At 39.8% G+C, this 17,969-nt stretch carries 24 protein-coding genes; 4 read left to right on the top strand and 20 right to left on the bottom strand.

Annotated features, from left to right (window positions below; genetic code table 11):
- Nucleotides 1–12: 12 nt before the first annotated feature.
- From ACFIJW_RS03870 to ACFIJW_RS03880, 3 genes are all read right to left on the bottom strand, one after another.
- On the bottom strand, nucleotides 13–591 hold the full coding sequence (locus ACFIJW_RS03870; RefSeq protein ID WP_375633352.1) for a hypothetical protein: 579 nt from the start codon (nucleotides 589–591) through the stop codon (nucleotides 13–15).
- Between the two features lie 299 nt (nucleotides 592–890).
- Nucleotides 891–1,424, bottom strand: a complete 534-nt coding sequence (locus ACFIJW_RS03875) for a hypothetical protein (RefSeq protein ID WP_375633353.1) — start codon at nucleotides 1,422–1,424, stop codon at nucleotides 891–893.
- A gap of 122 nt (nucleotides 1,425–1,546) precedes the next feature.
- A complete protein-coding gene (locus ACFIJW_RS03880; RefSeq protein ID WP_375633354.1) occupies nucleotides 1,547–1,825 on the bottom strand; it encodes a hypothetical protein in 279 nt (92 codons plus the stop codon).
- Between the two features lie 587 nt (nucleotides 1,826–2,412).
- Here ACFIJW_RS03880 and ACFIJW_RS03885 point away from each other — a divergent pair.
- Entirely contained in the window at nucleotides 2,413–2,976 is a 564-nt protein-coding gene (locus tag ACFIJW_RS03885) for an NADPH-dependent FMN reductase (protein WP_375633355.1), read from the top strand.
- A gap of 18 nt (nucleotides 2,977–2,994) precedes the next feature.
- A complete protein-coding gene (locus ACFIJW_RS03890) occupies nucleotides 2,995–3,510 on the top strand; it encodes a short-chain dehydrogenase (RefSeq protein WP_375633356.1) in 516 nt (171 codons plus the stop codon).
- 329 nt (nucleotides 3,511–3,839) lie between these two features.
- Here the strand turns inward: ACFIJW_RS03890 and ACFIJW_RS03895 are convergent, their stop codons facing one another.
- From ACFIJW_RS03895 to ACFIJW_RS03965, 15 genes are all read right to left on the bottom strand, one after another.
- The gene (locus ACFIJW_RS03895) at nucleotides 3,840–3,986 is read right to left on the bottom strand and encodes a hypothetical protein (protein ID WP_375633357.1); all 147 of its coding nucleotides are present in this window, start codon (nucleotides 3,984–3,986) and stop codon (nucleotides 3,840–3,842) included.
- Nucleotides 3,987–4,099: 113 nt separating this feature from the next.
- Nucleotides 4,100–4,252, bottom strand: a complete 153-nt coding sequence (locus ACFIJW_RS03900; RefSeq protein WP_375633358.1) for a hypothetical protein — start codon at nucleotides 4,250–4,252, stop codon at nucleotides 4,100–4,102.
- Nucleotides 4,253–5,270: 1,018 nt separating this feature from the next.
- On the bottom strand, nucleotides 5,271–5,435 hold the full coding sequence (locus tag ACFIJW_RS03905; protein WP_375633359.1) for a hypothetical protein: 165 nt from the start codon (nucleotides 5,433–5,435) through the stop codon (nucleotides 5,271–5,273).
- Between the two features lie 27 nt (nucleotides 5,436–5,462).
- Entirely contained in the window at nucleotides 5,463–6,035 is a 573-nt protein-coding gene (locus tag ACFIJW_RS03910) for a hypothetical protein (RefSeq protein ID WP_375633360.1), read from the bottom strand.
- 10 nt (nucleotides 6,036–6,045) lie between these two features.
- Nucleotides 6,046–6,420, bottom strand: coding sequence for a hypothetical protein (locus tag ACFIJW_RS03915; RefSeq protein WP_375627743.1), 375 nt, complete (start codon nucleotides 6,418–6,420; stop codon nucleotides 6,046–6,048).
- 88 nt (nucleotides 6,421–6,508) lie between these two features.
- Nucleotides 6,509–7,645, bottom strand: a complete 1,137-nt coding sequence (locus ACFIJW_RS03920) for a DUF6990 domain-containing protein (RefSeq protein WP_375633380.1) — start codon at nucleotides 7,643–7,645, stop codon at nucleotides 6,509–6,511.
- A gap of 28 nt (nucleotides 7,646–7,673) precedes the next feature.
- A complete protein-coding gene (locus ACFIJW_RS03925) occupies nucleotides 7,674–8,039 on the bottom strand; it encodes a hypothetical protein (RefSeq protein ID WP_375633361.1) in 366 nt (121 codons plus the stop codon).
- 228 nt (nucleotides 8,040–8,267) lie between these two features.
- Nucleotides 8,268–8,624, bottom strand: coding sequence for a hypothetical protein (locus ACFIJW_RS03930; protein ID WP_375633362.1), 357 nt, complete (start codon nucleotides 8,622–8,624; stop codon nucleotides 8,268–8,270).
- Between the two features lie 59 nt (nucleotides 8,625–8,683).
- Nucleotides 8,684–8,839: a hypothetical protein gene (locus ACFIJW_RS03935; protein ID WP_375633363.1), complete on the bottom strand. Its 156-nt coding sequence runs from the start codon at nucleotides 8,837–8,839 to the stop codon at nucleotides 8,684–8,686.
- A gap of 14 nt (nucleotides 8,840–8,853) precedes the next feature.
- Nucleotides 8,854–9,216 carry a hypothetical protein gene (locus ACFIJW_RS03940; protein WP_375633364.1) on the bottom strand — a complete coding sequence of 121 codons (363 nt, stop codon included), beginning with the start codon at nucleotides 9,214–9,216 and terminating at the stop codon, nucleotides 8,854–8,856.
- Nucleotides 9,217–9,479: 263 nt separating this feature from the next.
- Nucleotides 9,480–9,785, bottom strand: coding sequence for a hypothetical protein (locus tag ACFIJW_RS03945; RefSeq protein WP_375633365.1), 306 nt, complete (start codon nucleotides 9,783–9,785; stop codon nucleotides 9,480–9,482).
- A 951-nt stretch (nucleotides 9,786–10,736) separates the two neighbouring features.
- Nucleotides 10,737–11,054 carry a hypothetical protein gene (locus ACFIJW_RS03950; RefSeq protein WP_375633366.1) on the bottom strand — a complete coding sequence of 106 codons (318 nt, stop codon included), beginning with the start codon at nucleotides 11,052–11,054 and terminating at the stop codon, nucleotides 10,737–10,739.
- A 197-nt stretch (nucleotides 11,055–11,251) separates the two neighbouring features.
- Nucleotides 11,252–11,809: a hypothetical protein gene (locus tag ACFIJW_RS03955; RefSeq protein WP_375633367.1), complete on the bottom strand. Its 558-nt coding sequence runs from the start codon at nucleotides 11,807–11,809 to the stop codon at nucleotides 11,252–11,254.
- 57 nt (nucleotides 11,810–11,866) lie between these two features.
- Complete coding sequence (locus ACFIJW_RS03960; RefSeq protein WP_375633368.1) at nucleotides 11,867–12,418, bottom strand: hypothetical protein; 552 nt, start codon at nucleotides 12,416–12,418, stop codon at nucleotides 11,867–11,869.
- An 8-nt stretch (nucleotides 12,419–12,426) separates the two neighbouring features.
- Nucleotides 12,427–12,933 carry a hypothetical protein gene (locus ACFIJW_RS03965; RefSeq protein ID WP_375633369.1) on the bottom strand — a complete coding sequence of 169 codons (507 nt, stop codon included), beginning with the start codon at nucleotides 12,931–12,933 and terminating at the stop codon, nucleotides 12,427–12,429.
- Between the two features lie 1,890 nt (nucleotides 12,934–14,823).
- Between ACFIJW_RS03965 and ACFIJW_RS03970 the strand changes: the two genes are divergently transcribed.
- On the top strand, nucleotides 14,824–15,390 hold the full coding sequence (locus tag ACFIJW_RS03970; protein ID WP_375633370.1) for a hypothetical protein: 567 nt from the start codon (nucleotides 14,824–14,826) through the stop codon (nucleotides 15,388–15,390).
- Between the two features lie 650 nt (nucleotides 15,391–16,040).
- Here the strand turns inward: ACFIJW_RS03970 and ACFIJW_RS03975 are convergent.
- On the bottom strand, nucleotides 16,041–16,181 hold the full coding sequence (locus tag ACFIJW_RS03975; protein WP_375633371.1) for a hypothetical protein: 141 nt from the start codon (nucleotides 16,179–16,181) through the stop codon (nucleotides 16,041–16,043).
- Nucleotides 16,182–16,499: 318 nt separating this feature from the next.
- Entirely contained in the window at nucleotides 16,500–16,724 is a 225-nt protein-coding gene (locus ACFIJW_RS03980; RefSeq protein ID WP_375633372.1) for a hypothetical protein, read from the bottom strand.
- A gap of 399 nt (nucleotides 16,725–17,123) precedes the next feature.
- Here ACFIJW_RS03980 and ACFIJW_RS03985 point away from each other — a divergent pair.
- A partial coding sequence (locus tag ACFIJW_RS03985; RefSeq protein WP_375633373.1) for a YopJ/AvrA family T3SS effector serine/threonine acetyltransferase occupies nucleotides 17,124–17,969 on the top strand: 846 nt, incomplete at its 3' end.

Below are 17,969 nucleotides of genomic sequence, written 5' to 3' on the forward strand. Positions count from 1 at the left end.
ATTTTTTCCCTCTCATGACTTCTCAAGCGCTGTATCCTGTTCTTGCAAGACGTTTTTCAGTTCTTTTCTTAAACAGCGATACGTTCTCACCTGCTTAAAGACACCATAATAAAGTTCCAAAATCATCATGGGAATAAAAGCACCCCACAGTGTCACGAACATAAGCACGAGAACAAATATCATGACAAGAATATCACCCCTTTTTTCTCTATCGCCTTTTTTATACCAATCCTTTTGATCGGTTATTTTACCCCGTTGCTTGTTTATTTCTTTCAATTTTTGAGTATTTTTTCTCAACAAAAGCCACAATGTTATGCAGAGTATCAACATAACTGGGAACAAGACCCAAACACACACTATAATAACTTTCCAAAAAGCATACAGAGAGAGAAAAAGAGGTGTATCCCACCACTCTGTCCGTTCCCCATTGCTACCCAAGGATGGGAGAAAGAAAATCCTGTTCCACAACTCAATAATGAGGGAGAGGAAACAAATGACAACACGCTCTTTCTCAGAAAAAATACTTTTTTCGAAAAAATGGCGCAGTTCATTACAAAATGCTGAATAAAATTCTGACTTTTTCCCCTTCATTGCTCTTCCTTTTTTTATGAAAAATGCATTTCTTTATCTCATGCCCGCTTTTTTAAGAACCACGAAAAGTGCGATGCATGGCGCTTCCCTTGTTTTCAACAAAAACCCCCAACTTTCTAAAAGCGCGGTTACTCTTCCCAATGATTAAGAGCATCCTCCTCATTACAAAAGAAAATAGGCTCTCTTCTTTGTCTGATGATTTTCCAACCATTCATCCTCCCCTCTTCTTGTGTCACGAGAGCTTCTAAACATTGCCTCTTACCCCTCACGATAGCTACAAAAGCGCCTTGTCACTCTCTTTATCTTACGCGTTTTAATGCCCGTCTCACTTTACGATACGTTCTCACGCGCTTGAAAATAAAATAATAAAATTCTAAAATGAGCATGACAACACCCGCAGGAAAAAAGACGTTTAGCAGAAATATCAACCAAAAGTATACGATAAAAAAACTGCTTATTCTTTCTCTATTGTTTTTTACCGGATTATTTTGTTGATCGGTTGTGTGCCCCCGTTGCTGGATAGCCTCATCCAACTGCTGAATCTTTTTTTTCAACAAATACGTTAAGATGAGATAAAGCACCAATAAAACAGGCATCAAGGCAACAACACACACCATGATGACTTCACGCAGCACAAAAAGCGCCAAAAGAGTGCTATCCTGTGATACACTCAACGTCCACTTGGATTCTAATGGGATCAAAAGAGCTTTATAACCTATCCCAATAAGGATAGAAATAAGACAAATAATAATATGATCTTTATAAGAACGAAATGATTTTCCAAAAACAAGAGAGCACCGTTTGTTATAAAATGTGGAATTTTCCCCCTTCATTTGCTCTTCCCTTTTATGCAACTGTTTGTCCCTGACTTTATAAAGACACGAATAACCTCTCAAGAACAATTGCATCCATTATCGTCAAACAGAACACCCCAGAGAACACTCGTATCGCATATTTATGTTGCCAATACTTTTGCCAATTCACGTGCTTGTTTTAAAGAAACATCTCTCAACACTTGCAAACCAACACGCATCACCCCCATTTCATGAACAGCCCCCATGAAGGGGATAACAATAGTGCCCCCATGAATATATCCCCTTACTATAAACTCTATCACCACCATTATTTCAATAAAAAATGTAATCCGGCACCATTCATATACGCCCCCTGTGGCCTCTACAATAGCCTTACCCTCCCCTTGCGACAAGCCACGCCATAACTCGTTCCTCAACACGGACAACCCCCATTAGCCTAAGGCTCCTACAACAAACCCACCCCTGCCCCAAAAACAGGCATATCTAGCTTCTACGATAGTCTTTATCCCTTGAAAAGACAGAAGCATTTTTATTCTTTTCTCAATTGTTTTCCGCCCACTTAAGACATAAAAAAAGGAACTTCCATTGATTTGCAAATGATCGCGCAATAAGAACATTTGAAATGAGAAAATCTTACAACTTTCTTATTTCAATTAAAAAGGCTCAATGATCATTATAAATCAAAATATGACGATACATTCCATTTTTCATTAGAGTTCTTGCAAGCCAATAGCTCAGAATATATTCATAAAAGCGCTTCTAAGACACGAGACAGCCGCGATTCTTGAGATCAAGCATTTTAATATTAATGAAAGCACTAACATTCTCTTACAAGTTTGAGGTGTTGTTTTGTCAACAATCTTGTTAGCATGGACTGATTCTATGATGATGCGATATCATCACAATTGCTCTTTATGGACAGCATAATGATACGCGCCATTTTACTCACAATTCTTTATAAGCCTTGCGTTATAGGCTTGTGGGGAAAAGATAAAGGAGAATCCTGTTGAATATAGCAATTATTTTGGGGTCTGTGCGTCAACCTTCCTTAACAAGAACTTTAGCCAATTATTTAGCCGATTGCCTCATAAAGCGGGGTGCATCACTTCATTGGGTTGATTTGCGTGAACAGCCCTTGCCGATGACAGATCCAGATTATCATCAGCAGGTTGAGGCTAATCCAAGTGCTGCGGTTCGTAAGTTTGTAAAAACCATTGCAGCGGCTGATGGCGTTATTCTAGCAAGCCCCGTTTATCAAGGGTCTTATTCGGGTGTTTTAAAAAATGCTCTTGATAATTTGAGCTATAATGCCTTTTTAAATAAACCTGTTGGGCTTATCTCTCATGGAAGTACCGCCAAAAAATGCGCACAACCGTGTGAACATTTATTGCCGTTGGTGCGCACGCTTTATGGCTATGCACTCCAATGTCAAATCGCCTCTTCCAACGAAGATTTTTCCTCAGATGATGAAGGTCGTACTTGGAAAGTTATAAGTGACGAGGTACAAACACGTTGTGAAAGACTTGCTGATGAAATGTACACATTTTTAAAGCAAAGAGGTGGGATTTAAAGCAATAAGGGAGGGGGCATGAAAAAAAAGGATGCGCACTATCGTTATTTAGTGGTAGGGGGCACAGGGATGCTTGCCCCTTTGTATCAATCACTAGAGCCGCAAGAAGTGATTATTGCTGCACGCTTTCTTTCCCATAAAGTCCAGCTTGAGGCATTGCAAAAACAGCATATGTGTGTGCCATTGGATTATGATTGTGCAGCATCAAAGGCACAATTTTTAGAAGCTGTGAAGCAATGGCATGATCTAAAATATTGCATATTATGGATTCATTCACCTGCCCATGCATTTTCTTGCGCATTAATTGAGCAGTTAGCTCTTTTGCCTAAACCACCATGTATTCTTCATATTCTTGGTTCCAACACGCATGATCAAATGATCCTCGAGTGCGCACGCAAAAACAAAGTTGATTTTATCCCCATTCAATTAGGACAAAAAACAACCCCAAAAGGTTTACGACGGCTGCCCCATCAGGAGATAAGCCAACAGGTACTGGATGCCATAAAAAACCATATGAATAAACAAAACTTATGATCAATACCTCTGCTTTGCAAAGAAGCCGAGCCCCTTCAATCTCTATCCATACCCGAACGCCCTCTTAAATAACTCATACTCTCTTACATCATAGGCTTTGAGAACGAACAATCCCCCTCCCTTACGCCTCTAAACAGCATGCCTATATCAACAGCTCCAAAACCAAACGTTTTTCTAACCCTTCTCACACGGGCTTATCCCCCTCTCACAACCATCACGGCTCTTGACCAACCACACGCCCTATTACAGTTCCACGTTTTTACGATTTTGCAAATTCACAGAAAACAACAAACTTCCGATCAACTGCCCCATTAAAGCCTATTACAAGCCTATACAAGCCTATTCATTGCCATCACCCCTTCTCCCCCAACGCCCTCCATTCCCCCATTCCAATGACACATTGCACAATCCAACCATCCTCCATTGGCACCTTTTCTCCCCATATCCTCCCCACAACTCTCACGGCTCTTGACCAACCACACGCCCTATTACAGTTCCACGTTTTTACGATTTTGCAAATTCACAGAAAACAAGCAAACTGCCGATAAACCGCCCCATTAAAGCCTATTACAAGCCTATACAAGCCTATTCATTGCCACATCAGCCCTTTTCCCCCAACGCCCTCCATTCCCCCATTCCCCATTACCCCATTCCAATTTTGACACATTGCACAATCCAACCATCCTCCATTGGCACCTTTTCTCCCCATATCCTCCCCACAACTCTCACGGCTCTTGACCAACCACACACCCTTTTACAGTTTCACGTTTTTACGATTTTGCAAATTCACAGAAAACAACAAAACTTCCGATAAACCGCCCCATTAAAGCCTATCATCAGCCTATTACAAACCTATCACCAGCCTATTCATTGCCATCAACCCTTTTCCCCCAACGCCCTCCATTCCAATTTTGACGCATTGCACAATCCAACCTTCACGCCTCCATTGGCACCTTTTCTCCCCATATCCTCCCCACAACTCTCACGGCTCTTGACCAACCACACCCGCTTTTACAGTTTCACGTTTTTACGATTTTGCAAATTCACAGAAAACAACAAAACTTCCGATAAACCGCCCCATTAAAGCCTATCATCAGCCTATTACAAACCTATCACCAGCCTATTCATTGCCATCAACCCTTTTCCCCCAACGCCCTCCATTCCAATTTTGACGCATTGCACAATCCAACCTTCACGCCTCCATTGGCACCTTTTCTCCCCATATCCTCCCCACAACTCTCACGGCTCTTGACCAACCACACCCGCTTTTACAGTTTCACGTTTTTACGATTTTGCAAATTCACAGAAAACAACAAAACTTCCGATAAACCGCCCCATTAAAGCCTATCACCAGCCTATTCATTGCCATCAGCCCTTTTCCCCCAACGCCCTCCATTACCCCAATTCCCCATTACCCCATTCCAATTTTGACGCATTGCACAATCCAACCATTACGCCTCCATTGGCACCCTCTTCTCCCCAAGCGCCCCACAACCATCACGGCTCTTGAGCAACCACACGCCTTTTTACAGTTTCACGTTTTTACGATTTTGCAAATTCACAGAAAACAACAAAACTTCCGATAAACCGCCCCATTAAAGCCTATACAAGCCTATTACAAGCTTGTCACCAGCCTATTCATTGCCAACAGCCCTTTTCCCCCAGAGATCAGCGTAAAATGAGAAAAACAATCGATGCCCTCCTCCCAAGTCATGAAGCAATGGCATGATCTAAAACTTATGCCCCCCATGACACGAGCACTACATGCGCTTTTTCAGCGCTGCATTTAATTGTTTGGTAACCTTGTAATACGAGATCAAACGCTTGATAAAAGAAATATACAGTGCCACAATGGGTATTGTTAAGAAAAAATCAAAAATACCCCCCAGCAGAATGATCAAAATCAGCGTGTAAGCTGCCGCCATTGCGTAATGCATTTTATTCCCTTCTCTTTATAAATTGATTGATTGGGTTGCTTCAGTCACTTCTTCCAATTGCTGAATCTTCTTTTTCAATCGATGAGTTAAAATTTCACGAAGGATCACAACAACAGGGATCGTTGCAAAAATACATACCGATAAAAAAAACCAGAAAAGCAAGAGAATGGCAAAATATTCAAATCTGCTCTCATCTATCTCATCTATCCCTTTAAAGAAAATCACATAGACATAAGCTTTGAAAAATATAATGATGAAAGAGAGGCATGCGTGGAGGATATAATCTTTGCGTGAAAAAGCGAGCCATTTTTTTAACGAATAGGAACTTATCTTTGTTTCTAGTGCTAAGTTTTGCGGCACTCTCTCTTTCCCTTTTCCGCTTTTTTCAAAGAAACAAAAACGCTGTGGATGTTCTTTCATCAAACGTCTTTGTTTTTTCACTCTGTAATAGAGCCTCAAACGCTTTATTAAAGAATAATAAGGCGCCACAATAATCATATTCACAAAAATGGCAAAAACTGTAACTGCATTTAGAAGAAAACATCCAATCGGCAGAAACAAAACAAAAACCGCGGCCTCACTCCTCATGCGTATAACCTCATTGATTAATCTCTTGCTGCTTTATTTTTTCTTTTAGTTTTTTCTTTATTTTTTCCAATTTACGCTCTTTAAAACGACAAATGCCCCACAAAATAGGAAGGGGTGTGAGAAGACAAAACCATATCAACACTGGTAAGAGAAAAATAAGAGAACCAATTCCTTCCCATCTTGTCCATTGCAACGGCTGTACCAGAGACTTTGCACCCGCAGGAACTTCTAAAGCCATCATGATAAGGCATGTACAAAACATGATGAAAAAGCGGTGCCCTATTATTTTACACCGTCCCACCCCTTTGCGCCTTTCCACTGAAGACACCATAAATTTTCTAAATGAAAAGAAAGACTCTTCAAATGTTGCTTTTTTCTCCTGCATTGTTCCCCTCTGCTTTTACGCTTCGCGCTTTTTACGCATTATTTTTAGGTTTAAGCTCTTTTTAACTTATCTAAACTCTTTATTTTTCTCAATAAATTTTTTCATCAATCCTAATTTCTACATCCATATATTCTAACTCCCCATCCTTTATGTAAAGAATATCGGGACGATAGTTTTTTCCATCAACCTCACAAATCGCGTCCTTTTCGTAAACAAAATATCCCTGTTGCCTTAATTCTTCTCTTTTTTCCTCGATCAATTTTTCATAAGAATCTCTTCTTCTATTGCACAAATTGGGATCTGAGGCTCTAAAACATTCATAGCTTTCTACCTCCATGGAAAAATCCTTTGCCGCCTGTTGAAGCAAATCGTAACTGGGTTGCTTTGTCTTTTCTACCGCCTGAGCAATCACCATTGCGCGTTCCAGATGCTCCTCTTCGATACTTGTTTCAAAGCCCAGCTTCTCACCTTCCATAAAGCTTTTCTGATAAGAGTGTAAAGTTTCAACATCGCCCATCAAAGCCAGAGCCGCAAGATAACGCAGGGAATAAGAAGCCAACCGAGGGACCAAAATTTTGTTTTCCCAAGGCAAGATTCTATATTGAGAGTGAAGCATCTTGCCAAGATCAACCTCAGTCATTGCCTTTTCTAAAGCCTTCTCGAGTGCACGACGTAAACATCCAACGCTTACCTTTTCTTCAAAAATTTCCAACCCCTTCACATCAAAACTCAATTCAAGAGCAATCAAACCTCCAGAATTATAAGGGTCTATTGTTTGGCAAGCCGCCGCATGGATACCAGAAACCACCGCAATTGCACAATCAAATCGCGGATACCCCTTCTCAGCATTATAAAGAAACTGCACTTCACGATCTGGTAAATAATAGGTGGCCAAATGATCTCCTTTTCCTTCAATTTCCACCTTCCACCCCAAACTCTTTAAAAGCGCCGTTGCACTTTCCATCGTTAAGATTTCCTCATCAGAAAGAGAAAACTCTTTTTCCTCAGATAACAGCTTAATCATCGGCGTTGCTCCACTAGACGGCTCAAAAGCGACAGGTTGTTCAAGCACGCGGCTTAATTCTTTTGTCACTTGGCAATACAGTCTCACCCGCTTGAAAGTAGAGTAATACAATGCCCAAATAAACATCACGACCACGGCAGAAAGCAGCGTGAAAAGCGTCAAGCCCACACCCCACGAGAGTACAACAATAATATCCATCATTTTAATATCTATCATTTTCTCCGCCCCTTCATGCGCTGTTTTGTTGAGAAGCGGTTTTTCTCCGCTTCCAGATTGCTTGCTCCAACATATCGATCTTTTCTTTCAACATAACCGTGAAAATGATACGAACCACAAAGGCAACAGGGATGAACAAAAAAATAAACCATGATATAAGCCACATGATTAACAAGAGAGCTGCCACGACATCCCCTTCCCACTCCGCCAACTTCCACCCAAGCAACATGGGTACGAAGCGAAGAGCCGTTCTTAAAGCTGCCACAATGAAAGCAATACAAAAGATGACTTTATAATTTTTGCGTGTCAGAAACGCTTCTTCAAGCGCAAAAGACCGTAATTCTTCATCCAATGGTGCATTTTTTCCATTGCCCCTCATTTTTTACCCCTCATTTGTCTCAATTTCTAAGCCATTTTCATGAACCGAAGCTTTCGTCCTCACAATGAATGAGGGTTCAATCAATATCAAGCGCTTGTATCCCTCATCTTTTATAAAGACAATATCAAGGGTGCATTTTTTCCATCACCTTCAAACATCGTACGAATAGAAACTCTCCTACAATGCATGAGAATATATAAAGACCAGTATTCATTTTCTGCCCGCCCTTCACACGCTGTTTTGTTGGTAAGCCGTTTTTCTTCGCTTCCAGAGTGCTTGATCCAACTGCTCGATCTTTTTTTTCAACAAACGTGTAAAAATGATACGAACCACAAAGGCAACAGGAATGAGTACAAAAAGAAGCGCTGATATAAAAACCAATATTAATGTTAAAATGAATAGGATATAATTCCACCACCCTGTCAAATCCCACTTAAAAAACATAAAGAATGCCATTATAAAAGCTGACACAATGAAAGCAATGCAAAAGATAACTTTATAATTTTTGCTTGTCAGAAACGCTTCTTCCAGCGAAAAAGACCGTGGTTCTTCATCCAATGATGCATTTTTTCCATTGCCCCTCATTTTTTACCCCTCATTTGTTTCAATTTCTAAGCCATTTTCATGAACTGAAGCTTTCGTCCTCACAATGGATGAGGGTTCATCAATATCACGCGCTTGTATCCCTCATTTTTTATAAAGACAATATCAGCGGTGCATTTTTTTCCATCACCTTCAAACATCGCACGAAGAGAAGTGCTCCTACAACACATGAGAATATATAAAAGACCAGTATTCATTTTCTGCCCTCCCTTCACGCGCTGTTTTGTTGAGAAGCGGTTTTTCTTCGCTGCCAGATTTCTTGATCCAACTTATCGATCTTTTTTTTCAACAAACGCGTAAAGATGATACGGACCACAAAGGCAACAGGAATGAGTACAAAAATTAAATCTAATATAACCTGCACGATGCAAAAGAGAATTGTTATGACATCCCCTTCCCACCCCGCCAACTTCCACTCAAGCAACATTGGTATGAAGAGAGCCGTTCTTAAAGCTGCCACAATGAAAGCAATGAAAAAAATGACTTTATAATTTTTGCTTGTCAAAAACGCTTCTTCAAGCGCAAAAGACCGTGGTTCTTCACCCAATGATGCATTTTTTCCATTGCCCCTCATTTTTTATCCCTCATTTGTTTCAATTTCTAAGCCATTTTCATGAACCGAAGCTTTCGTCCTCACAATGAATGAGGGTTCATCAATATCAAGCGCTTGTATCCCTCATCTTTTATAAAGACAATATCAGCGGTGCATTTTTTTCCATCACCTTCAAACATCATGTTTTCATCGCTCACAGTGTACCCCCTATTGTCTTAAGGCTTCTCTTTTCTCCTCGATCAAATTTTTATAAAAATATCTTCTTCTATTGCACAAATTTGGGTCTATGGTTCTAAAATTCTAAGTGCTCTTTTTATTTTCAGGAAGATAAGCTGCTTTCCAAAGAAGAAGCAAACGAGTGCAAGAAAATCGTAACGAAGTTGCTTTGTCTTTATGACGATTTGAATCATCAACAAAACCGGACCAAATAGATTTTTTCGATATTTTTTTTCAAAGCCCAAACTTTCATCTTCCATAAAGTTTTTATGAGAAAGCTGCCAAATGTTAACATCAGCCCTCAATACCAAAGCCCCAAGGTAGTGTAGCAAAGAAGAGTCCACTTGAGAGATAGAACAATTTCCTTTTCCCAAGGAAGGGTGTTCTATTGAAAGCCAAGCACGCGGACAAGATCAACCTCATTCATTGCCCTTATCTAAAGCTTCCTCAAGCACACGACACGCCCTACGCTTACCTCTTCCTCAAAAATTTTCAATCCCTTTGCCTTAAAATCCACCCCTTTGCCTCAATGCCTCGTTGTCAATCTGGCCCCCCCCAAAATGATAAAGCCCTAAAATGATAAGGATTAATCATTTGGCAAGCCGCCGCATGAATACCAGCGCCTCTCACAATTCCATAACCAAATTGCACAAAACCTTTTTCATCCAGAGAGAGAAACTGTCCTTCACGGTCTCGTAAATAAATAGATGTCCCTCTTTTCTTTCAATTTTCCCCCTCCACCCCAAGCTCTTTAAAAGCACTGTTACACTTTCTATGGAGCAAAACGTGTGCTTTTGGCTCACCTTCTCTATGCGTCTTGCCTCTCCACCTGCAAAAAATGGGCTTTTCTTCCCCAAACACCAGAATATCTTTTGCTTTAAGTATAGATTTTTCGCTCTCAATATCGCTTGGTAAGACACATTTTTATGCTTGATAAAAAGAAAATAAGTTACAAGATTTTCTCTCTTTAAGAGAACAGAAACAGCAAGTGAAACCCAAGAGCAGCCTCTCTTCACTTTCCCCTCAGCACTCAAGCAAGAATCCTACTCAAGCAAGAGCCTCAATTCTTTTCAAAACACGACACAAATATAAAAAGGCATAAAACGAGAAGTGTCCCCCATGCTCCTTAATGAACAAGTCAAAGGCAAGGCTCAATAAAAGCCCTCTTCACTTTCCTCTCAGCACTCAAGCAAGAGCACCAACTCAAGCAAGAGCCTCAATTCTTTAAAAAAACACGACACAAATATAAAAAGGCATAAAACGAGAAGTGCACCCCATGCTCCTTAATGAACAAGTCAAAAGCAAGGCTCAACAAAAGCCTCTCTTCACTTTTTCCCCTCGCTCACATCGTATAATATGACGGGAGCTCCTTTCTGCTCAACCTCTTCTTCTAATTGCCGTATCATTTTGTTCAACTGACGGGTCACGATAAAACGCATAATAAAAACAATCGGTAAGAATAAAAAAGTACAGGCAAGCAGCCATGCCAGTGGCTCGAATACGACAAGAGAAACAAAGTCCTGCCCTCTCCATATCTTAACGACAACAGTTATAACTATTGGAGCAGTCGCCATGACCGTAGAAAGATAGAATATTTTTTTATAGTCTTGCCAAACAAGAGAAAGCTGCTTTTTATCAAACATTCTGCTGCTTTTATTTTGGGGAGTTCTGTTTTAAGGCGATATCGCGTTCATTCAGCACGCATTTCAGTTCCTTTTTCACGCGACAATAAAGCCGCGCACGCTTGATAAACAGGTAATAAATGACAACGATTGGCGCCCATATTAAAACATTTAAGAGCGTAAAACACAGGAAAGAAATGGCTATTAATGTTATAAGACTACTCGTCATTTTGTCCCCCTTCCACATTCTGCATACGCATTGCCTGATCGCGTTGTTGTATCGCTTCTTCCAATTGTGGAAGTATTTTGTTCAATTTTCTCGTTAATTTTATGCACATGATCCCAATGATCGGAAAAAAGAGAAGAACCCCTAACCATATAAGGCTCAACAGCTGCATGATAAAGGCAACACTATCATTTTTCCACCATACCAAATTTGCAATAGAGAAAGCAGATTGCAAAACAGAAAAGAGAATAAGGATAAAAAAGATTATTTTACATTCTTTTGAATAAAAAGGCAGATATTCTTTGAAGTTAAGAAAGCGCATTTTCGCATCAAGGGTCTTATGGGCGAGATTGTGTCTTTTCATTTCTCCCAGATCATTGCGCAATTGTTGTATGGCTTGCTTTTGTTGCATCGTACTCTTTTTCAAGCCTTGAGAGAGTTTAAAAGATAACCTGATATATTTGATCAACAGGTAAGGAAACCTGACCATAACCATAACCATTAAAATGGCAATGATAATGAACCCTAAAAAAACCAAATACTGCATCATAATGCTCCCTTTTTTTCCCTATCGCATTGATGTGAAATCATCATTTTTATTTTCTTCTCAAGCAAATGTTTCTAATTCCTTTACTGTTTCTTGCACGCCATACTGAAGGAGACTATGGAGAATTAAAATGACAGGTAAAGAAACAACAATACATGTCCAGACCCAAAACAGCAGTCGCATGACAAAATCAATAATGTGAAGCACCATCATAGGCACGTAATTGTGCAAAAAAACCGCAGATTTTGGAAGAAAAGCTGAAAAAACGACAACACCTGTGCTAAGTGCAACCATAACGAAGGCGATAGAAAAGATCATAAAATAATCTTTTTTTGAGAGAAGCAAAGATTCTTGAAAAGAAAAGGCACGCAACTGTGTTGCAAGAACTGTATTCTGTCCCCTACCCTCTGCCTGATTATGCCTCAAATTCTGCGCTGCACCCTTTTTTAATTTTCGCTGCGTCGCCAATAACAAGATTGTCCGTTTTATCAACGAATAATAAAGTACAACGATTGTCACCACGGTAGAAAGGAATACCATAAAAATTGCAGAACAAATAAAAATTGCCGTCCCTACGGCAATCAACATTCCAATGATTAAAGAAGCGCTCACTTTTCCCCCTATTGTCTTCTGTTAAGAGATTGGTTGTCTAGCTGTTTCTGCTCTGGTAAGTTTTCCCATTGTAGCATCATTTCCTTCACATCCCGTTTAAATACGGCGTTAAAGACAAAAAAGAGCGGAAACAACCCAAAAAGAACGCCAAAAATTATTTGCGGCAAGAGACATAAAAAAGCCCAAACACTATTCCACCCCGCATCAAGAACGTGCTGAATTATAGGATTTTGGAATGGGTGTTTAAGACTTTCCTGAAGACTTTCTTGTTTCATTTTTCCCAGTGCTTGGAGCTGTTCCTTGGATATAACGTGAAAAAATTCCAAAGGGCTCATATAGGCAGACGCGGAAAAAAGCACCAACAAGAGGATAGCCAAACAACAAATGATGATATAATCGCCTGTTGAGAGAGCCGTCCATTTTTTGAAAGCTTCTGATTGATCCAACACTGGCTGCGATACAAAAGCCTTATCTCCCTTATGGGCAGATTGGTGTTGTGATTTATCTTCGATCATACGGATACTCCCCCACTTCTAAAATTCCCACTCTTCAATATTTGATAGCACGCCACCAGCGCGGTAAATTCGCTTAGCACCCTTCTCAGAGTAATGCAAGCACTATAATCTCCCTTCTAAATATTTTATTCATTGCCCTATACGCGCTTATACATGCACGCTTACAAGCCAAAACACCCCTTTTCCCAAGGAAGGGTGTTCTATTGAAAGCCAAGCACGCGGCCAAGATCAACCTCAGTCCCAAATCAACCTTAGTCATTGCCTCTTCTCAAGCTTTCTCGAGTGCACAACGTAATCACTGGACGGCTTACCTTTTCCTCAAAAATTTCCAATCCCTTTGCCTTAAAGCCTCGTTGTCAATCTGGCAAAGCCCTAAAATGATAAGGATTAATTATTTGGCACGCCGCCGCATGAATACCAGCGCCTCTCACAATTCCATAATTAAATTGCACAAAATCTTTTTCATCCAGAGAGAGAAACTGTCCTTCACGGTCTCGTAAATAAATAGATGTCCCTCTTCTCTTTCAATTTTCCCCCTCCACCCCAAGGTCTTTAAAAGCATTGTTGCCCTTTCTCTATAGAGTAAAACGTCTTGATCAAGAGGACTGGCAAAATGTGTGATGCTACGGACTTTCTTCTTCACAAGCGTAAAAATGGAAGTGTGCAATAGATTTTATATTATTCAAACTTTATATGGATTTCATTGGGGACTTTATCGTTATACCCTTCATGAGCACCCTTGAAAAATGGGCAAAAGAGAGCCCTAAGACATGGCTCTTTAAAAAGCAACACAAAACAAAGTCAAACAAGCAATCGATTATCCAGTATGAAAAACGTGCGACAAACAACCTTAATCCTCATTTGAAAGCTTCTTAATCAAAAAGGCTTCATTTTAAAAATTCTTCATTAAAGATGAAATATCTCACAGCCCCTACATTCATCAAGGCATCTCCTATAAAAGCATCTTTTTATAAAGGCATTTTCCACTTATAAAAACAGCTTCTTTCGATAATGCATTCCGTCCTTTAAACGACATCCCCTCGTCTTATGATGAGATCCATTAAAACGGAGATTTTTATACGCTATAAAGGATACACCAAACAAAATAGCGAGATCATTCACAGTTTATTTTAAGCCGATAAACGATATTTTATTTGAAAATATAGGGCATCTTATGCTATTATAATAGAATGTAGAGGTTTGCTTTTTGCCGCTCTCTGCCACTCAACAGAAGACAATATATCTCCTATAAAGGATAAAAGTATGCTTAACAGCGTGATGTATATCAAATATCTTGGGAAAGCGCCCAACAACAAAAAAATAAGAGAACCCAAATAAAAAGCTTCCAACTTAAGAAAACAATGACCTTTCAAAAGTGGAATTGAAAAATTTCCACAAAGCGCTCGTGAAAAAAGAGACAAATAATCCCATTAGAAAAAACTTCCTATTAGAAAGACGATGACATGCCCTTGAAATCCATTGTTATTTTTTCATTCACATTTGACAAAAATTTTCCTTCAATCTCTCAAGAACAGTTAAGAAATATTTAAAAAGCAAATAATCCGCTAGCAATAAAAAAATAAGCATGACAGGGGCGGAAGATAAGACTGATAGGGATAAGATAAAAAAGGTAAGAAACCACCTTAAAGATGATTTTTTCGCCCCACACCGTTGCTTTTCTTTGCATTTAAAACGCCTTTAGTATCGTTTGTTTTTTGATCTGCAACGGCTGATATTTCCCAGTATTTGCTCACTCCCCCAGTATTTTCCTCTTTTTAAGTATTTTCCCCCTCTTAAGTATTTGCTCCCCCCAATATTTGCGCCAAGTGCTTTTTACATCACTGTCCCCCATCAACAGACAGTTTCTTTTTCATTCAAATGGTTAAGTTCATGAAAATACGTAAAAAACGCGGTAGATCGAAAATAACAGGAAAGCGAGAGCCCAATAGCTGTATTTCACGTGCCCAAAATTCCAGCGAATCTGCGCTTCAATCTGCGATTGAAATGCGTGCAAAACACTTTGGTTTAAGCTTCGAAGAAGCAAAAAATCCGCTTGTCGGAACCTATATTGGGCGTCTTTGTTTGCTTGGCTATAAAGAGGCTTCATCAGGCATCAGTAAAGAGCAATATGACACGGCGCAACAATACTTGCAAATTAGAAACGACTATTTATGTGCAAAAGGTTTACCAAACGGTTATTATGATGGTTTTACGCACAGCGCATCAGATGAGAAAGCAAAAAAGCAATGGGTCCAAAGAGCAACCGAACACTATGAAGCTATGCAAGAAGCGATTAAAGAAGCACAATATCTACATCGTCAACACAACTTTCATGCGGCATTACACTATCTTGTTATAGAAGATCAACCGCTGCCTAATCTTGTTGGTTCGTTGCGTATTATTCTTGATGCCCTTTATAAACATTTTGACAGTTCTACCCAAAAGAGCCTTGGCTAAAACACCCATCATTTCCTCCCCCTCACAGGATAAAGATTCTCCCCCTCCTTTATAACATGCCTCTTTATAACCAGCGCCTTTGTAAAGCCCCCTTTTGGCAAATGACACTTGAGATCCACTGAGCTTGCCCTTTCATAAAATTTCATGGGTTAACAAGCTTAAAGCGCACAACAAACAAGCTTAAAAATATCCACCACGCCCTTAAAAAAAATACTTCAACTGTCAAAGAGACTTAACCTTATATCTACCCATACCTCACTTATCCATGCCTCAAAGGACAATATTTCACAGCATATTCACGGCATGGGCAGGATAAATATTGCCCCCTCTTTAAAACAGCAACATTCTCCCCTCTACCCCCCATTGTAACAAACCACCCTCATCATACGCTTCCCCCAATATCGCGACATCCTTAGCTCTTCAGATAATTCATTATCGTCATTTTACATCTTTTCTTGTACAATTCTATATGGCTCTTCTGATCTTATGACGGACAAGAGCTATGGCTTTTATTTCAGCATAATCTGGGTTTCTCATTCAAGATAAATAACGATAAAATATCCACTATAAATAAATAGCTTATCATTAAAACAACCCGTTGATTTTTGACACAATTAAAAGCATCATCCCTTAAACGAAAGAAAAAGCCCCTACCAACAATCTCCTCCCTCATCAACAACTGCACCGATAACCCTCCCCCCCATCACATCACCACTAATACGACAGCCAGCATAGCCCCAATTCACCCGCACAAATCGCCAACACCTAAAGCTTTGCCCCGCAAACACCATCCAGCCACCGCCTTCCCAATTTCATCAATAAAATACCACGGATTTCAAAACCACAATTCTCCCTTCATCTTGTCCCCTCCTTTCTCAAAGGAGAAAAAGCATTTACTCAATAAATCTTTATACAGAAATCTTTAGAGACCCCAACAGCCACTCGAAGGGCCATCACCCTCTAAGCACCCACGAGCCCCCCACCTCGTCACCCCCCTCGGAACACCCCCTGCGCAATACCTAAAGCTTTGCCCCCGCAATACCTTCCAACCACCGCCTTCCCAATTCCATCAATAAAATACCACGGATTTCAAAACCACAATTCTCCCTTCATCTTGTCCCCTCCTTTCTCAAAGGAGAAAATGTTTTTTGCCACATCAAAAACTTTTCCATTAAAACAAGATATTTTGCTGCATAGCCAATGAATGAGCTTTTTTCTGTAGATTTTTCCCGCGATAAAGGAGGAAAAATAATCGTTTTGCGGTTGACAGAATCTGAAAAATCGTATTTAATGACGGGTGCGGTAAGGGGTTTTCTGTGTCCAGATTTCATCATAAAATTTTCGCATTATTATAGGCTATTATAAGTTATTATAGACTGTTATAAAACAGTGTGTCTTGCGACAATGTTTAAAACTTTACGGTTTGAAGGTATCTTTCGTCTTTTTCTGACTGTTTTCTTTTGCATCACCAACAACTCTATAATTTTGAGATTTTCAAAACAAGCCGTATTCACGGGCTCCCAATAGAACGCCCTAATAATCCCCCCATAAAATACCAATATAATACATCACAGCAATGATGAGCAATACACGCATAAAAATATGAAAACGGCATCATTATGCTCTCATCGCCTCACCTTTCAAGATGCAAAGGCTTGTTTTTCAAAACATTGTTTAGCCAAAATTGAAGAAGATAATATCACTTATCGATCATCAACATAGAGGCTAAGATTATGAAGCCACAAGATTCTCCCCCACCTCATTCCTCACAAACACCAGAAGGAGCAAGCGCACCTGAAGGAGCGCATGCAAATGCATCATTAGACACTCTTACTGCACATTTAGAACGGCTTAACATTGAAAAAATAAAAAACACCCCTTTCAACCGTGCCGAGTTAAAAGATATTGTTGCTGGTTTAGAACAGCATAATGCCGATGGCAGTTGGATCAAAAATTATTATGATATTTTAGATCTTTACATGATGCCAGCCTTGGTCGATCAAGCAAATCGTAAATATCCAGAGATGAATCTCAAACTTACAAGCCCCCCTGACGGCTTTGCCCTTGCACTCAAAGATACTTTCGAGCGTGGTATAACATCTTCCAGATTTATTGTTAACGCACAAGATAGGGGAATTCATTTTGCGGTTGTCGATCATCAAACCATTGATAATAAAACATCTTTGATCTTTTTTGAACCGACCTTACTGCGTGACACGCTTCCCGCATTACTTGCATTAAGGACGCGACAATCCATTGAACATCACCAATTTCCGAATATTCATTTTGCCATGGTAGAAATGGATATTCAACGAAGCTCCTCTGAATGTGGGATGTTCAGCTTAAGCCTTGCCAAAAAGCTTTATCTCGAAGCTCAAAAATTAGAAAGACTACACAAAGATAATATTAAGGGTGTGTTATGTGAACCAGACACGCCTTTACCTGCTGAAAAATTAGATCCATATCTTCCAGCTCGTTTATACAAACACGTGCAAGGCAGAAGACGTCTTGGGGAATATCTAAAAGCCAATCCAGACGCGGCACATGAAAAAGTAAACAAAAAAGGCGAAACCCTAAAC

It is taken from the genome of Bartonella sp. MM97QHHN (genome assembly GCF_042194285.1).
Classification (GTDB): domain Bacteria; phylum Pseudomonadota; class Alphaproteobacteria; order Rhizobiales; family Rhizobiaceae; genus Bartonella.

What these genes read in the sequence shown, in the direction of transcription:
- ACFIJW_RS03910 (WP_375633360.1), bottom strand. Translation starts at nt 6,035, where the DNA reads ATGAGGAGTGAGGCCGCGGTTTTTGTTTTGTTTCTGCCGATTGGATGT.
- ACFIJW_RS03975 (WP_375633371.1), bottom strand. Translation starts at nt 16,181, where the DNA reads ATGGTGTTTGCGGGGCAAAGCTTTAGGTGTTGGCGATTTGTGCGGGTG.
- ACFIJW_RS03930 (WP_375633362.1), bottom strand. Translation starts at nt 8,624, where the DNA reads ATGAGGGGCAATGGAAAAAATGCATCATTGGATGAAGAACCACGGTCT.
- ACFIJW_RS03875 (WP_375633353.1), bottom strand. Translation starts at nt 1,424, where the DNA reads ATGAAGGGGGAAAATTCCACATTTTATAACAAACGGTGCTCTCTTGTT.
- ACFIJW_RS03935 (WP_375633363.1), bottom strand. Translation starts at nt 8,839, where the DNA reads ATGAATACTGGTCTTTTATATATTCTCATGTGTTGTAGGAGCACTTCT.
- ACFIJW_RS03915 (WP_375627743.1), bottom strand. Translation starts at nt 6,420, where the DNA reads ATGCAGGAGAAAAAAGCAACATTTGAAGAGTCTTTCTTTTCATTTAGA.
- ACFIJW_RS03980 (WP_375633372.1), bottom strand. Translation starts at nt 16,724, where the DNA reads ATGATGAAATCTGGACACAGAAAACCCCTTACCGCACCCGTCATTAAA.
- ACFIJW_RS03940 (WP_375633364.1), bottom strand. Translation starts at nt 9,216, where the DNA reads ATGAGGGGCAATGGAAAAAATGCATCATTGGGTGAAGAACCACGGTCT.
- ACFIJW_RS03965 (WP_375633369.1), bottom strand. Translation starts at nt 12,933, where the DNA reads ATGATCGAAGATAAATCACAACACCAATCTGCCCATAAGGGAGATAAG.
- ACFIJW_RS03955 (WP_375633367.1), bottom strand. Translation starts at nt 11,809, where the DNA reads ATGATGCAGTATTTGGTTTTTTTAGGGTTCATTATCATTGCCATTTTA.
- ACFIJW_RS03950 (WP_375633366.1), bottom strand. Translation starts at nt 11,054, where the DNA reads ATGTTTGATAAAAAGCAGCTTTCTCTTGTTTGGCAAGACTATAAAAAA.
- ACFIJW_RS03870 (WP_375633352.1), bottom strand. Translation starts at nt 591, where the DNA reads ATGAAGGGGAAAAAGTCAGAATTTTATTCAGCATTTTGTAATGAACTG.
- ACFIJW_RS03970 (WP_375633370.1), top strand. Translation starts at nt 14,824, where the DNA reads ATGAAAATACGTAAAAAACGCGGTAGATCGAAAATAACAGGAAAGCGA.
- ACFIJW_RS03925 (WP_375633361.1), bottom strand. Translation starts at nt 8,039, where the DNA reads ATGAGGGGCAATGGAAAAAATGCACCATTGGATGAAGAATTACGGTCT.
- ACFIJW_RS03905 (WP_375633359.1), bottom strand. Translation starts at nt 5,435, where the DNA reads ATGGCGGCAGCTTACACGCTGATTTTGATCATTCTGCTGGGGGGTATT.
- ACFIJW_RS03890 (WP_375633356.1), top strand. Translation starts at nt 2,995, where the DNA reads ATGAAAAAAAAGGATGCGCACTATCGTTATTTAGTGGTAGGGGGCACA.
- ACFIJW_RS03920 (WP_375633380.1), bottom strand. Translation starts at nt 7,645, where the DNA reads ATGATGGATATTATTGTTGTACTCTCGTGGGGTGTGGGCTTGACGCTT.